The organism is Planobispora longispora, from assembly GCF_016863135.1.
Lineage (GTDB): Bacteria > Actinomycetota > Actinomycetes > Streptosporangiales > Streptosporangiaceae > Planobispora > Planobispora longispora.
The window spans coordinates 1-14,956 of record NZ_BOOH01000001.1; the positions used below are offsets into that span (position 1 = coordinate 1).

General features: G+C 69.6%; 11 protein-coding genes. 5 read left to right on the top strand and 6 right to left on the bottom strand.

Going from position 1 to position 14,956, the window contains the following annotated elements:
- Window positions 1-269: 269 nt before the first annotated feature.
- Window positions 270-1,268, bottom strand: a complete 999-nt coding sequence (locus Plo01_RS00005) for a zinc-binding dehydrogenase (protein WP_203888333.1) — start codon at window positions 1,266-1,268, stop codon at window positions 270-272.
- Window positions 1,269-1,379: 111 nt separating this feature from the next.
- Here Plo01_RS00005 and Plo01_RS00010 point away from each other — a divergent pair, with 111 nt between their 5' ends.
- The 5 genes from Plo01_RS00010 to Plo01_RS00035 all read left to right on the top strand — a co-directional run bounded on the left by Plo01_RS00010 (window position 1,380) and on the right by Plo01_RS00035 (window position 7,782).
- Window positions 1,380-2,033 (top strand): TetR/AcrR family transcriptional regulator, encoded by a 654-nt coding sequence (locus Plo01_RS00010; protein WP_203888334.1) that lies wholly within the window; start codon window positions 1,380-1,382, stop codon window positions 2,031-2,033.
- Between the two features lie 191 nt (window positions 2,034-2,224).
- On the top strand, window positions 2,225-3,679 hold the full coding sequence (locus tag Plo01_RS00015) for an MFS transporter (RefSeq protein WP_239315706.1): 1,455 nt from the start codon (window positions 2,225-2,227) through the stop codon (window positions 3,677-3,679).
- Window positions 3,680-4,391: 712 nt separating this feature from the next.
- Window positions 4,392-5,414 carry an enoyl-CoA hydratase/isomerase family protein gene (locus Plo01_RS00025; RefSeq protein WP_203888336.1) on the top strand — a complete coding sequence of 341 codons (1,023 nt, stop codon included), beginning with the start codon at window positions 4,392-4,394 and terminating at the stop codon, window positions 5,412-5,414.
- Window positions 5,411-6,502 carry a CoA transferase gene (locus tag Plo01_RS00030; RefSeq protein ID WP_203888337.1) on the top strand — a complete coding sequence of 364 codons (1,092 nt, stop codon included), beginning with the start codon at window positions 5,411-5,413 and terminating at the stop codon, window positions 6,500-6,502. The genes Plo01_RS00025 and Plo01_RS00030 overlap by 4 nt, the downstream gene beginning before the upstream one ends.
- 8 nt (window positions 6,503-6,510) lie before the next feature.
- The gene (locus Plo01_RS00035) at window positions 6,511-7,782 is read left to right on the top strand and encodes an amidohydrolase family protein (protein WP_203888338.1); all 1,272 of its coding nucleotides are present in this window, start codon (window positions 6,511-6,513) and stop codon (window positions 7,780-7,782) included.
- Here the strand turns inward: Plo01_RS00035 and Plo01_RS00040 are convergent.
- From Plo01_RS00040 to Plo01_RS00060, 5 genes are all read right to left on the bottom strand, one after another.
- The gene (locus Plo01_RS00040) at window positions 7,776-10,187 is read right to left on the bottom strand and encodes an alpha-L-rhamnosidase (RefSeq protein WP_203888339.1); all 2,412 of its coding nucleotides are present in this window, start codon (window positions 10,185-10,187) and stop codon (window positions 7,776-7,778) included. The genes Plo01_RS00035 and Plo01_RS00040 overlap by 7 nt on opposite strands.
- 13 nt (window positions 10,188-10,200) lie before the next feature.
- Window positions 10,201-11,676, bottom strand: coding sequence for a glycoside hydrolase family 43 protein (locus Plo01_RS00045; RefSeq protein WP_203888340.1), 1,476 nt, complete (start codon window positions 11,674-11,676; stop codon window positions 10,201-10,203).
- Between the two features lie 263 nt (window positions 11,677-11,939).
- Window positions 11,940-13,106 (bottom strand): glycoside hydrolase family 1 protein, encoded by a 1,167-nt coding sequence (locus Plo01_RS00050; protein WP_203888341.1) that lies wholly within the window; start codon window positions 13,104-13,106, stop codon window positions 11,940-11,942.
- A gap of 47 nt (window positions 13,107-13,153) precedes the next feature.
- Window positions 13,154-14,047 (bottom strand): carbohydrate ABC transporter permease, encoded by an 894-nt coding sequence (locus Plo01_RS00055; protein WP_203888342.1) that lies wholly within the window; start codon window positions 14,045-14,047, stop codon window positions 13,154-13,156.
- Window positions 14,031-14,954, bottom strand: a complete 924-nt coding sequence (locus Plo01_RS00060; RefSeq protein WP_203888343.1) for a carbohydrate ABC transporter permease — start codon at window positions 14,952-14,954, stop codon at window positions 14,031-14,033. The genes Plo01_RS00055 and Plo01_RS00060 overlap by 17 nt, the downstream gene beginning before the upstream one ends.
- Between the last annotated feature and the right edge of the window lie 2 nt (window positions 14,955-14,956).

A 14,956-nucleotide genomic window follows, 5' to 3' on the forward strand; every position in this document is an offset into this window, starting at 1 on the left:
GGGAAGAAGGCATTGTCCGGAGAACGCGAAGCTCCTCATTTCGCCGATGGGGCCGCTGCCGGCGTGGAGAGGACGGAATCGGCTCCTTGCCCCTCCATTCGTCGGCGTGATGGAGGAAGAGCCCGGGAGTCGAGTCCATTCGGCCGGTGGCCGGCAACCGGCGGGTGCCGGTGATCCCCTCGATTTGGAGGAGACCGGCGAAGGAGGCGTCACCCTTGCCCGCCTCCTCTTGGAGAAGCCGGAAGCCTCCGCTTGACGGTGCGGCCCGCTCAGGGCAGCAGTGCCAGCTTGCCCACGGTGGCCCGCGCCTCCAGCTCCGCGAGTGCTTTCGGCCCCTCGGCCAGCTCGTAGCCGGTGGGCCGGCCGGGGCCGAGCACTCCGGCCGCCAGGAGGCCGGACATCTCACCCATGACCTCGCCGAAGACCTGCGGTGCGGACTGGATCAGGATGCCGATGTTCAGTCCGATGACGTGGATCTGGTGCTTGTAGACCAGTTCCCAGTTGGTGATCATCGCTTCGCCGCCGGCCATGCCGTAGACGACGACCCGGCCGGTGACCCGCCTGGCCGCGGCGAGGCTGGCGGCGAGGCCGGCGCCGCCGACCGATTCCAGCACCAGGTCGGCGCCCGCGCCGTCGGTCATCCGCAGGACCTCGGCGGCGAGGCCGGGGCTGCGGGAGTCGATGACGTGGTCGGCGCCCAGCATCCGTACCACCTCGTGCTTGCCGGGCGAGGCTGCGGCGATCACCGTCGCGCCGTAGTGCTTGGCCATCCTCACCGCGGCCTGGCCGGTCCCGCCGGCCGCGGCGTGGATCAGCACGGTCTGCCCCGCGGCGAGGCCGCCCAGCGGCTTGAGCGCCGCCAGCGCGGTCGGCCAGTTCACCGCCAGGCCCAGCGCCTGCTCGTCGGCCCAGCCCGCCGGGACCGGCAGCGCGCCGGCCGCGGGCAGCGCCATGTACTCGGCGAAGGCGCCGCCTGCGATGCCGACGCCGACGACGTGGGCGCCCGGCTCCAGATCGGTCACCCCCTCACCGAGGGCGACGACTTCACCGGCGCCCTCGATGCCTGCCAGGTACGGCGGCCGCGGCCCACCCGCGAACACGCCGCGGGCCTGCGAGATGTCGGCGAAGTTGACACCGGCGGCGGTGACCCGGATCAGGACCTCGCCCGGGCCCGGTCGCGGTACCGGCGCGTCGGTGATCAGACGCAGGTCCTGCGGGCCGTTCAGGGACGTCTGCTGCAGGGCGCGCATGGTCGCGGGAACGCTCATGACGGTCGGGCTCCTTTGTTTATCGAACGACAAACAAACCGTGGCACGGCTGTACGACGCAGGTCAAGGTAAACTTGATCGAACGGTAAACAAATGGGGAGACGCATCCCGATGGCTACTCGCGGCAGGCCTCGCACATTCGACCCGGACACCGCCCTGCGCCAGGCGCTGGACCTGTTCTGGGAACGGGGTTACGAGGGCACCTCGCTCAGCGACCTGGCCCAGGCCCTGGGGATCGCCTCGGCCAGCATCTACGCCTGCTTCGGCAGCAAGGAGGACCTGTTCCGCAAGGTCATGGCGCTCTACGGCACGACCTCGGGCGAGCCGCCCAGGCGCGCGCTGCGCGAACAACCGACCGCACGCGCCGCGATCCACGCCATGCTGCGCGCCACCGCCGACGAGATCACCCGCCCCGACGCCCCGCACTACTGCATGCTCGTCCTGGCCGCGCCGACCGGCGCCGTGGAGAACCACGCGGTCCGGGAGTTCCTGGCCGGCCTCCGGCACGACCAGCTCACCGCCATCGGAGACCGGCTCGCCCGCGGCCTCGCCGACGGCGACCTCACCGCGCCGCCCGCCGGCCTCGACGCCGTCGCCCGCTACTACACGACCGTGGTGCAGGGCCTGTCCGTACAAGCCCGCGACGGCGCCACCCGCGCCGAGCTGGAAGAGGTCATCACCTGCGCGATGGCCGCCTGGGACACGCTCACCTGCGCCCCGGCCCGACCGGTCTTCATGGAGGACTCGGCCGAGTCGCCCCGGTGAAGGAGGCCTGGAGCGGGCTCTTCGGCCGGTCGGCCGGAGCCGTCACTCCCCCACCGGAACTTTCGCATGGATTTTCGCCCGCCCCGATGTCGAGAAGCCCTCGGCCGCTCCGACCGACCGGTGAAACGCCGAGAGAGAAGAGGGCTTCGGATATGCGGATCAACCGGGCGTGGCTGGGAGCGGCCCTTCTCATGCTGCCGACATTGATCGTCGCGATGGACGTGACGGCGCTGCTCCTCGCGCTCCCACAGTTGAGCGCCGATCTGGGCGCCACCGGCGTCCAGCAGTTGTGGATCAGTGACGGCTACGGGTTCCTGGTGGCGGGCTTCGTCATCACGATGGGCACTCTCGCCGACCGGATCGGCCACCGGCGGCTGCTGGTCACCGGCGCGGCGGCGTTCGCGGCGCTGTCGGCCGTGGCCGCCTTCGCGACCGACCCGCTGATGCTGATCGTCGCGCGGGCGCTGCTGGGCGTCGCCGGCGCGACCCTGGCGCCGTCCACCCTCGCCCTGCTCACCAACATGTTCCGCGACGAACGACAGCGCGGAAAGGCCATCGCGATCTGGGCGACCTGCCAGTTCACCGGCGGCGCGCTCGGGCCCGTACTCGCCGGACTGCTGCTGCAGCACTTCTGGTGGGGATCGGTGTTCCTGGCCGCCGTACCGGCGATGGCGTTGCTGGCGCTGGCCGGGCCGTTCCTGCTGCCGGAGTTCCGCGGCGACCGGACCGGCCGGCTGGACCCGGCCAGCGTCGGGCTGTCGCTCGCGGCGGTGCTCCTGATGGTGTACGGCATCAAGCAACTGACCGTCGAAAGCGCGCGGGCCGTGCCCACGGCGGCCCTCGTCGCCGGCGCCGTCATCGGCATGCTGTTCGTCCGCCGGCAGCTGCGGCTGGAGACGCCGCTGCTGGACCTGCGGCTGTTCCGCAGCCGGCCGTTCACCGCCGTGATCGTCGCGCTGGTCTGCGCCGGCATCGCCATGGCCGGCACGGGCCTGCTGGTGACCCAGTACCTGCAGAGCGTGCTGGGCTTCTCGCCGGTCGCGTCGGCGGTGCTGTTCGCGCCGATGGGACTGGGAGTGGCGGTCGGCACCATGGCCGCGCCGGCTCTGGCCCGGCGGACGAAGCAGACGACCGCGATCGCCGGCGGGATGGCGGCGTCGGCGCTGGGCAGCCTGCTGCTGGTCGGCGTCGACGGTGCGGGCGCCCTGCCGCTGGTGATGACCGGCATCGCCGTACTGGCGCTGGGCACCGGCCCGCTGTTCGCGCTGGGCACCGGGCTGGTCGTCGGATCCGTGCCCCCGGAGCGCGCCGGCTCGGCGGCGTCGATGTCGGAGACCGGCAACTACTTCGGCGGTTCGCTCGGCTTCGCGCTGCTCGGCGTGGTGGCCGCGGTGGTCTATCGCAGCCGGATGGACGGCAGGTCCGACTCGCTGGCCGACGCGGTCGCCGCCGGCCGGCACCTCCCCGCCGACCAGGGCGCGGAACTGCTGCACACCGCGCGGGAGGCGTTCACCACCAGTCTGCACGTCACCGGGATCATCTCCGCGGTCATCTTCACCGGACTGGCCGTACTCCTCCTGACCGTGCGCCCGGCGACCGCGACCGCCCCGGCCGCGCTCCCCGGCCACGAGACGGCCCGCTCATAGAGCCCTGCCGAAGCCGACGTCGCAGTCGTCGCATCCGGGGTGGATCCGCAACGGATCTCGGCACGTCCATCGCCTGCCGACCGGCGAGCGCATCGCGCGCTCGCCGCGTCATCCGCTCCCCCATGAGTCAGCGGACGGGCAGGCCGGTGACGGCGCGGCCGATGATGAGGCGCTGGATCTCGGAGGTGCCCTCGAAGATGGTGTAGTTCATCGATCCACCCCTGCTCACCTGCGACAACACAGCGATTAGCACTCTGACCAGCGTTTCCGCCTTCGATCGCCGCCCATCGATATGCAGCGTCTTTCACCCTCTGGCGGAACAGCGACGGAATGGAAAGCAACGACGATCTCCGTTCTGGATCCACAGAGGCGGTTACGTAGCGTGATAGTCGGCTACGCTCCACGCGGATCCCCGAGACTTCAGTCTCGCCAGTCACGGTCGCCAAGGTGTTCAGCGCAACTTGAGTGCACAAGCACTATCGGTACCGCAGCTCTCTCAACTTTCGCGCACAAGTGCTTGCACGCGAAAGTTAGTTCGCCTACGGTTGGAGCCTCATCGCCCGTCCGCATCGACGGAACGAGCGACGCGGGAGGAGAGGGTATCTCTGATCATCTGGACCCCAAAGCGCCATGGCCGCGCGCGCCCGCTATGGAAGACCCTCGCCCCCGAGGTCGTCATCGGTCTGGCCCCCTTCGAATCCACCTGAGCGGCATGGCAGCCGTGCTTGCGGTGAAGGAACTCTTCGACCGGCTCAACGTCTCGCCGCTCATCACCACCGAGCCGTGGTTGGCGGTGGACCTGTCCACCGTCCCGCCTGCCGCCGTGGACGAGGCGGCGATGACACTACTGGCCGAACGCACGCAGGTGATCATTGGAGTGCTTCCCGAGGCTCCTACCGAAGCGGCGGTGTCGCTGGCACGTGCCTGCACCGTGACGCTCTCCGCCCAGCCGTTGGCCGAGCGGCAGATCGTGGCCGTTCATGACATCACCACCGCGCTCCGAGCGCTGACGACCGCAGTACACGCAAGCCCAGTCGCAGCCATCAGCTTGAGCCGGCTCCTCCGCCTGCAATCCCGGTTACCCGTCCGGGACGCACTCGTGGCCGAGTCCGCCCTCTACTCAGTCCTGCTCGCGGGCGGAGAGTTCACCAGCTGGCTGGAGAGCAGGAGGGGCCGCCGGCCGCAGGAGACGGCCGATCCGGTCGAGGTGAAGCTCGAGACGCGCACGCTGCGCATCACGCTTTCCCGCCCGGCCCGGCGCAACGCCTTCAACGCCGCCATGCGGGAGGCACTGTGCGATGCGCTGGCGGTAGCGGCCGGAGATCCATCGCTCCGCGTGGAGCTGCGCGGCGGCGGGCCGGACTTCTGCGCGGGCGGCGACCTGGACGAGTTCGGCACGAGCCTGGATCCCGCCTCGGCTCATCTCCTCCGTACGGCCCGCTCGGCAGGGCTCGCGCTGCATCGAGTCGCCGATCGCACCACCGCCTACCTTCAGGGCAACTGCATCGGCGCCGGAATCGAGCTTCCCGCCTTCGCCGGGCGGGTCGTGGCCCGGCCCGATGTGCGCATCCGGCTGCCCGAACTGAGCATGGGGCTCATCCCCGGCGCTGGCGGCACCGTGAGCCTGACGCGCCGCATCGGCCCGTGGCGTACCGCCTGGCTGGCTCTGACGGGGGCAACCCTCACCGCCTCCGAAGCCCTCGGCTGGGGTCTGGTGGACGAGGTGCGGCCATGACGTCCGCCTGGGTCTCGTCGGGGCTGGCCGCGCTGAGCGGGCGCGCAAGCGGCCCGCCGCTCGACCCCGGGCACCGTACGGCGGAAGCCGCCGCGGAGTGGGGAGACCTGCTGGGCGTGGACGGCACCGTCCTGCTCACCGAACGAGCAGCCCTCACCGGGCGCACGCGCGGCGGCAGGATCTCCGTCGGTGGTTCATGCCGCCTGCTGGACACCCACGACGGATGGGTGGCGCTCTCCTGCGCCCGCCCCGACGATCCCGACCTTATCACCGCCCTGATCGGCGAGCCGATGAGCTGGGACAGGCTGGCCCGGTGGTGCCGGGGCCGCGGCGCGGCCGAGGTGAGCGAGCGCGCCCGGCTGCTGGGACTCGCGGCGGCGAGTGTGGGTGAATGGTCCCGGCCCTCTGCGCCACCGGCTCGGGTGCGGGTTCCCGACCTGCGTCACGTGCTCGTCGTCGACTTCAGCGCGCTGTGGGCCGGGCCGCTCTGCGCCCACCTGCTGGGCCTGGCGGGGGCACGGGTCGTGAAGGTCGAGACCCCGGGACGGCCGGACGGCGCACGATCCGGCCATCGGGGCTTCTTCGATCTGCTCCACGCCGGGCACCGGTCCGTCGTGCTGGAGCCGCACGACCCCGCCCTGCACGCGCTGGTCGAGGCGGCCGACGTCGTCATCGAGGCTTCCCGTCCCCGGGCGCTGGCCCGGTGGGGCCTGGACGCCGAGGTCGCGGCGGCGTCGGGGACCGTGTGGCTGTCCATCACCGCCTATGGCCGCGATCACGACCGGGTGGGTTTCGGTGACGATGTGGCCGCCGCGGCAGGCCTGGTGGCCTGGGATGGTGACACCGGAGAGCCGCTGTTCTGCGGTGACGCCATCGCCGATCCGCTCACCGGCCTGTACGCCGCCTGCCGCGTGGTGGCGAGCCTGGAAGCAAGCGGCGGTGAGCTGCTGGACGTCGCCATGGCGGCGGTCGCGGCGAGCACGGTCTCCGGGCGGTCTCCGGCCAAGCCGGTCCAGCACGCTCCGGGCCCCCGATCCCGGGTGGTTCCCACCGCCGCCGGATCGGGACACGGCGGCAATGCGGGCTGACCTGGACCATGCTGATCCGTGACGTCGAGGTCCGCGGGCGACGGACCGATGTACGGCTGGCCGCCGGACGAGTCGGCGAGATCGGCTCGCTGAGCCCTCGTCTCCGGGAGGAAGTGCTGGACGGAGGTGGCGGCGTCCTGCTGCCCGGCCTGACCGATCACCACGTCCACCTGCATGCCTGGGCGGCGGCCATGAGCTCGGTGACATGCGGTCCGCCTGCCGTACGGAACGAACAAGACCTGCGCGAGGTGCTGGCACGGGCGGTGCCTGATGCGGCGGGATGGATCCGGGGCGTCGGCTGCACGTGGTCGCTGGACGCTGGGGCGCTGGACCAGCTGCATCCTCATCGCCCAGTACGGCTGCAGCATCGCGGTGGCTCCCTGTGGATGCTCAACACAGTCGCGATCAAGCTGCTGGGGCTGGATCACCAGGATGACCCGAGCATCGAGAAAGCAGCGGACGGCTCCCCCACCGGACGGCTCTGGCGAGGCGACCACCTGCTCGGCAGGCTCCGGCGTCCGCCCGACCTGAGCCCTGTCGCCGCCATGCTGGCACGCTGGGGCATCACGGCCGTCACCGACGCGACCCCCGGACTGGACGAGGTCAGCGTCCTTCAGCGAGTCCTGCTCTTGGGCTCCTCCCGAGGAAGCGCGCCCAGGAAGATCGTCATCCGCGACGACGCGCTCCCCAGTCTCGGTGATCTCATCGCGGACATCGCCGCCGCCCACGCCAACCGGCGGCCCGTCGCCATGCACTGCCTGACCACGGAGGCGCTGCTGCTGGCCCTGGCCGCGCTCGACGAGGCCGGCTCGCTCGACGGTGATCGGCTGGAACACGCCGCCGTCGTGCCCGCCTGGGGCATCGAACGCATCCACGCGCACGGGTTGCGCGTGGTGACCCAGCCGGGTTTCCTGGCCGATCGCGGCGAGGAGATGGCCCGCGACACGGCACCCGGTGACCTGTACCGCTATGGCAGCCTGCTCAAGGCAGGAGTGATGACCGTGCCGTCCAGCGACGCCCCGTACGGACCGGCCGATCCGTGGCAGGTGATGGCCGCCGCCCGCGACCGGGTCATCGGCCGCCGGGAGCGGGTGAGCGTCCGGGTTGCGCTGGACGGCTATCTCACCCCCGGACACCTGCCCCGATCAGGGCCGGCGGAGGTACGGCCCGGCGCGGCCGGTGATCTGGTGCTCCTGGAGGATTCTCTGCGGGACCTCCTTGAGGAGCCGGACGCCGGGCGGGTCCGCAACACGATCATCGGTGGCCGGATCGTCTACTGACTCGCCGACAGTGCGCTCTCCAGGTCGCTCTTCAGTTCCTCCGACGAGCCTGGGATCAGGTCGACGATCAGGTTGAGGGTGTACGTGGCCGCCTCGGGGGCGGTGCCGTCGAGGGGAATGCCGGGGAAGTGCTTGGCGAACACCTCCGTCAGTGCCCGCCACACCGTCAGGTCGCTGGCGAGCGTCTTCAGCGGAGTGTCCATCGTGTACGGCTCGCGCGAGCCGTACACGGGAGGCAGTGCACACGTGTAGGAGTGGCTGCCGCCGCCCACTTCGGCGCTCTGGCCGTCGGGCAGTTCGACCAGGGCGCAAGTGCCATCGGGGATGGTCACATCGAGGGTGAACCGGTCGGTGATGCGCCAGTTGATGCGAACCTCCCCGTGGACGGTCGAGCGGGTGAGGGTGGCGTGGGTGAGGCCGCCACCGGGCTCGGGGGCGATGCGCATGCGCCGGTAGCCGGGTTCGAGGGAGGTCAGGCCGCCGACGGTCTTGTGCAGCCAGTCGCAGACCGCGCCCAGAGCGTAGTGGTTGAGCGAGGTCATGCCGGTGGAGTTAAGCGTGCCGTCGGGACGGACGGCGTCCCAGCGTTCCCAGATCGTGGTGGCGCCCATGGTGATCGGGTACAGGAAGGAGGGACAGCCGGTCTCCAGAAGCAGGAGATACGCCTCCTCCAGGTGACCGGTCCTGCTGAGCGCCGGCAGGATGAGCGGGGTTCCCGCGAAGCCGGTCGAGATATTGAATCCGGCCCTGGCGACCAGCGCGGCCAGGCGCTGGCCGGCGTGCACCTCTTGCCCGGGGTCCAGCAGATCGAAGCAGATGGCCAGCGCGTAGGCGGTGGCGGTCTCTCCTGCGACCCGCCCGTTGTTGGTCACATATTCGGCCCGGAAGGCTTCTCGCACCTTATCGGCCAACGCCCGGAAATGGTCGGATTCATGGCCGAGGATGTGGGCGGTGTCAGCCATCTCGCGGGTGGTCTTGGCCAGGTAGGCGGTGGCCACCAGATGCCGGTCGGTCTTACCGCCTCCGGCGTTGTCCGGAGGCGCGTCGGGGTCGAGCCAGTCGCCGAACTGGAAGCCGCTGCTCCACAGCCCGTCCTCGTCGAGCCGGGTCTCGACGTCGCGGATGAAGGCGGCCATGGAGTCGTAACAGCGCCTGAGGATCTCCTCGTCGCCGTATTCCTGGTACAGGAGCCACGGCAGGCTGACCGCCACGTCACTCCAGAGCGCGGTGGGGGCAGAGGGGGTGGACAGGATGTCCGGCACCACCCAGGGGACGTAGCCCTTCTCGCGCTGCTCGGCGGCGAGGTCTTCCAGCCAGGAGCCGAGAATGCCGCGCACGTCGTACAGGAAGGCGGCGGTGGGGGCGAAGGCGTTGAGGTCGCCGGTCCAGCCCAGGCGCTCGTCGCGTTGCGGGCAGTCGGTGGGCACGCCGACGAAGTTGCCGCGCATCGACCAGACGGTGTTCGCATGCAGGCGGTTGAGCAGGTCGTGAGAGGTGTCGAACCAGCCGGTGCGGCGCATGTCGCTGTGCACCACCACCGCTCTGACCTCGTCGAAGGGGCCGTCGATCTCGGCGTAGCGGAAGCCGTGGACGGTGAAGCGCGGCTCCCAGACCTCCTGGCCGCCGCCGCGCAGGGTGTAGCGATCGGTGGAGCGGGCTGTGCGCAGGGTCTCGGTGTCGAGTGCGCCGTCCCGCAGGATCTCCGCGTGCCGGATCCTCACGCTCTGCCCGGCCTCGCCGGTGACGGCGAGCCGTACCCAGCCGGAGATGTTCTGCCCGAAGTCGACGATCGTCTTGCCGCCCTCGACGACGGTCGCCACCGGGGTCAGCTCTTCGATCCGGCGGATCGGGGTGTCCATCGTGGGCACCAAGGTCCGCAGATCCCAGTCCAAGGGCTCCACCGGCGACCAGACACCGGTGAAACCGGGCAGATTCCAGCCGTCCGGCTCGAGCCGCGCGTCGTAGGTCTCGCCGTCGTACAGGCCCGCGGCCAGCACGGCACCGGTGCCCGCCGTCCACTGTTCGTCGGTGACGACGATCTCGCTTTGCTCTCCGTACGTGAGCTCCAGCCGCATGTACAAGGCGGGCCGCCGGGTGTAGTGGTGCCGCTTGCCCTCGTAGCCCAGGCGCCCGGCTGCCCAGCCCTCGCCGACGATCGCGCCCAGGGCGTTGGCGCCCGAGCGAATCAGATGGGTGACGTCATACGTGCTGACCTGAATCCGATGCCGATAGGAGGTCCATCCAGGCGCCAGCACCTCATCGCCCACCCGGGCGCCGTTCAGGTACGGCTCGACGATGCCCAGGGCGGTCACCTGGAGCCGGGCACGGTCAGGCGGCGCGTCAGAGGTGAACTCGCGGCGGAAGTAGGGCGCCTCGGCAGGGAACGACGCGGTGACGAACGACATGAAGGCAAGCTCCTCAGCGGGCAGGGTGGGTGCGGTAGGAGACCTGGCGAACCACGGCTTCGCCGGCGATCGGCTCGACGCCGAACGTGCGGCCGGTGAAGCCGCCGGCCACCTCCGTCGACAGATAGCGTCCGTCGAACGCGCCGAGAACCTGGGGCGCGCCGTCGGCGGCGAGGACGGCCAGTTCCACGATGTCGGGCTCCGGCGGCGGCATGGGACCGGACGCGACAGGCTCTCGAACCGAGATGCGCAGCCTCACACCGTCGCCCGGCGGAATCGGCACCCGCGCGGCGATCGTGCTCGCAGGTCCGATGACCACAGTCGCCTCCACTGTCTCGGCGTCGGCCGTCAGCCCGTACCAGTGGGAACCGTCGAGCCGGACGAGGAAGCACCCGGTCCCCCCGGTGGTGTCGAGCTCGACCTCCGCCGTCCACTCGAGGTCTCGTGCCCGCGTTGACAACACATGCCTCGGCTCGCCCAGGGCGGGTGCTGTCAGCACCAGGCGGCCGGGCGCCCCACGCCTGGCGAACGTGTGCGGGAACACGTTGGGCGACATCCAGCGCGGGTCGAGGTCCAGGGAGTCGAACCGATCGACGAACGAGTGGTCCGGCGGGCTGGGGGCGAAGCGTTCCTCATCGACCACAGGCCAGTCGTCGACCCAGTCGACGCCCGCGATGAACGTCTCACGGCCGTTGACATGGAACATCGGGCTCTGGCCACGGGGACGCACCCCGAGATACACCATCGCCCAGGAGCCGTCGGCCAGCTGGACCAGGTCGGCATGGCCGGTGTTCTGCACGCGATGGCTTGAGCTGCGATGAGTGAAGATCGGATTGGTGGGCGCCGCCTCGAAAGGCCCGTGAAATGAGCGGGAACGCGCGATGGTGACCGCGTGCCCCCGCTCCGTGCCGCCTTCCGCGAGCATGAGGTACCACCAGCCGTCGCGCCGGTAAAGGTGAGGGCCCTCCGGAAAGGCCAGCCCCGTCCCGTTCCAGAGCAACCGTGGCGGAGCGAGCATCTTGCCCGTCGCGGGATCGATCGGTGCGCTGGCGATGCCGGTCAGCTCGGGCGCGGCCGACACCCAGGTGAGGTGGCACGTCCCGTCCTCGTCCCAGACCAGGTCGGGATCGATCCCGATAGCGCCGTCCACATGGACCGCCTCGGACCATGGGCCCGCGGGGTCGTCGGCCGAGACGATCAGCTGACCACGATGGAACTCCACCACGTTCGTCGTGACAAGCCAGAACTTCTCCCCGTGGTAGCGGAGCGTCGGTGCGTACACCCCCGTGCTCTCCGGGGCGGCATGGACGTCCAGCTGGTCGGGACGTTGCAGCGCGTTGGTCACCAACGTCCAGGTCACCAGGTCAGTGCTGCGGTGGATCGGCACCCCTGGCGCGAACTCGAAGCTGGAGTTGGCGATGTAGTAGATGTCTCCCACCCGGCAGATGGTCGGGTCGGGGTGGAACCCGGCGATGATGGGTGTCGTCATGCTGCAGCTCCTCTGCTGGCCCTCAGCCGCGAGGTCCGACTGTAGACACCATCACTTTCGCGCGCAAGTACTTGTGCGCGAAAGTTCCGGAAGCTGCGATAACGGCAAGTTTGTAGTCGGAAGTGACGAATCCCCTGGAGCGGCCAGGATGACCTGTCCAAGCCACAGCCAGCCGGCGGCGTCGGCGAGGCCGGCGGCCTGCGCCGCCGTACCCGCCCCTACACGCCGTACTCAGCGGCTGGAAGGTGCCGCGATTCTCCGACTCAGATCTTGTTGGCCTTCGCGACGGCGCCGAGCCAGCTCAGGCTGGGCTTGGGTTGGCGTGCGAAGGTCTGGTGATCGACGGCTACGAGCCCGAAGGTGGGTTCCCAGCGGCCCCATTCATAGTTGTCGAGAAGACTCCAGTGCAGGTATCCGCGGACGTCGATGCCCTCCTCGATGGCATCTCGGAGGTGACCGAGAGCCGCTCGGGTGTAAGCGATTCGGCGTTCGTCATCGTCGGTGGCGAGGCCGTTCTCGGTGATGAGGATGGGCACGTCGCCCACGACCTCGCGGGTGTGGCGTACGGCGATGCCGATGGCGTCAGGCCGGTACGCCCACCCCATCAGGGTGTTGTCGGGATGGTCAGGATGCGGCCGGATTCCGTGCTCGTCGACGACCTGGCTCGTGTAGGTCTGGACGCCGACGAAGTCGTCATGACGGGCGGGTTCGAGGTACATGTCCTCCCAGATCCACTGCACCTCGGCCAGCTTGGCCTCGCCGCCCGGGGCCGCCTGGAACGCCTGGTTGCCGATCGTCCAGCCGACCTTGGCCCCTACCCGGTCACGGATCAGCGGCGCGACTGTCTTGTGTGCGCCGACCAGGGCGGCGCCGATCTCCTCGTCGGGCAACATGCCAGGGGGGAACTCCTGGCCCGCGCCGACTCGCCGGGCGCCGTGCATGAGCGCCACGACGTTGGGCTCGTTGAAGGTGCAGACCCACTCCACACCGTCGAGAATTGAACAGACCTGTTCGGCATAGCGCGCGAACAGATCGGTCGCGTCGGCGGCTAGCCAACCTCCTGCTTCGCCGAACCAGGCCGGGTGCGTGAAGTGATGCAGCGTGACGATCGGTGTCAGGCCCAACCCGCGAGCGGTGTCGATCATCCGCCGATAGTGGGCGAGCAGAGCCCGGGAGAAGTGTCCGCGCGCGGGTTCGATCCTGGCCCACTCGATGCCGAACCGGTAGGCGTTGAACCCGGCCTGCGCGAGCAGGCGCATGTCTTCCTCGAAGCGGTGGTAGCTGTCGAGCGCGTCGCCGCTGGGTTGCATGCCGGGCCGGGAGTGTTCGAGCTGCCACCAGTCGCTGTTGACGTTGTTTCCCTCGATCTGGTGGGCTGCGGTCGAGGCTCCCCACAGGAAATCGGCTGGGAACGGACGCGGCGTGTGCATAGGTGTCTCATTCTTTGTCGGCGGAGTTCACGGAACTCCTGATGCGGTCAGCCCTTGACGCCGGACGCGACGACGCTCCGGACGAAGTAGCGCTGGGCGAACAGGAAGATCAGCATTACGGGAACGACGTAGAGGGCGGCGGCCGCCGCCTGCACGGTCGGCAGGGGGTTGCCGCGGGGGTCCTGGTACCAGGCGGTGATGGCGACGGACAGCGTCGTGTGGTCGACGTCGAGGAGCAGGGCCGGTGCGATGTAGTCGCCCCAGCTCCAGGTGAAGGAGAGCAGGAACGCTGTGATCAGCACCGGGCGGGACAGCGGCAGGAAGATCCCGACGAAGATCCGTCCCCAGCCACAGCCGTCGATGATCGCGGCGTCCTCCAATTCGCGCGGGATCGCCGCGAAGAACTGCCGGAACAGGAACACCAGGAAGGGTGAGGCGGCCAGTCCCCACAGGACCCACGGCCAGTAGGTGTTGACAAGCCCGAGCCGGGCGAACAGTACATACGTCGGCAGGAGCGTCAGCACCTGCGGCAGCATCATCGTCGAGAGCAGCACGAGGAACATGGCCCGTTTGCCGGGGGCTCGCAGCCGCGCGAAGCCGAACCCGACCATCGCACTGGAGATGGTGATGAGCACCGCGTAGACGGTGGCCAGGAACAGCGAGTTCATCGCGTAGGCGGGGAAGTTGATGTCGGTGAGCGCGTGAACGAAGTTGCTCCACTGCGCCTGCTCAGGCAGGACCTTGGTGGGCACCGCCACCCACTCCTCGCGGGTTTTGAGCGCCGCCAGCAGCAGCCAGAGAATCGGGCCGACGAAGACCACGGCCAGCGTCAGGAGGAGGACGTAGACCCCGCCGGCGCTTCGGCGTTTGCGCTTTGACCTGCTGCGATGCGGGTGGGCGCGGTCGGCGTGAGCGGGACGGCGCCTAACGGTCTGCGTCACTGTTCACCTCGTAGTGGACCCACCAGCGGCTAGACCGCTGGACCAGCAGCGTGAAGGCGAGAATGATGACGAAGAAGACCCACAACATCGCCGAGCCGTACCCGAAGCGGTTGCCGAGGAAGAACTCCTCCCACACCTGCACCATGTACAGGTGCGTGCTCTGTGGCACTCCGGCGACGCCCGAGATGCTGTTGGTCTCGGTCAGCAGCATCGGCTGGACGACGATCTGCAGCGTCGCGATGATGCCGGTGACCACCTGGAAGTACAGGACCGGTGAGATCATGGGGATCGTCACGTGGCGGAAGGCCTTCCAGCGGCCGGCGCCGTCCACCCGGGCCGCGTCCTCCAACTCCTTGGGGACTCCCTGGAGCGCGGCGAGCATGATGACCATGCCGCCACCGAGACCCCACAGGGTCAGGATGATGAGCGCGTAGAAGGCCATCGGGTCGATCAGCCAGGCGATCGCGTCCACGCCGAAAGGTTCGAGGATGGTGTTGAGGATCCCGGCGTCACGGTTGAGGACGAGCTTCCACATGATGGCCGTCGCTACGACCGGCACGACTGATGGCAGGTAGAAGACGGTGCGCCAGAGACCCACCGCCTTCAGCCGGCGATTGAGGAGCACGGCCAGACCGAGCGCGCCGGCGACGCTGAGCGGCACCACGATCGCGGTGTAGCCGATCGTCCTGAACAGGGCCGCCCAGGCGTATTCGTCGCCGAGCAGTTCGGTGTAATTGCGGAAGCCGACCCAGCGCCAGCGTGGCGAACTGCCGTCGAAGTTGGTCAGGCTCATGGCGAACGCGTACACCAGCGGTGCGGCGGTCAGGAGCAGGAAGCCCGCTACCCACGGGCCCACGAACAGATAGAAGGTTCTCCTGGGGTAGCGGGACCAGGTGCGTCGAGCCATGT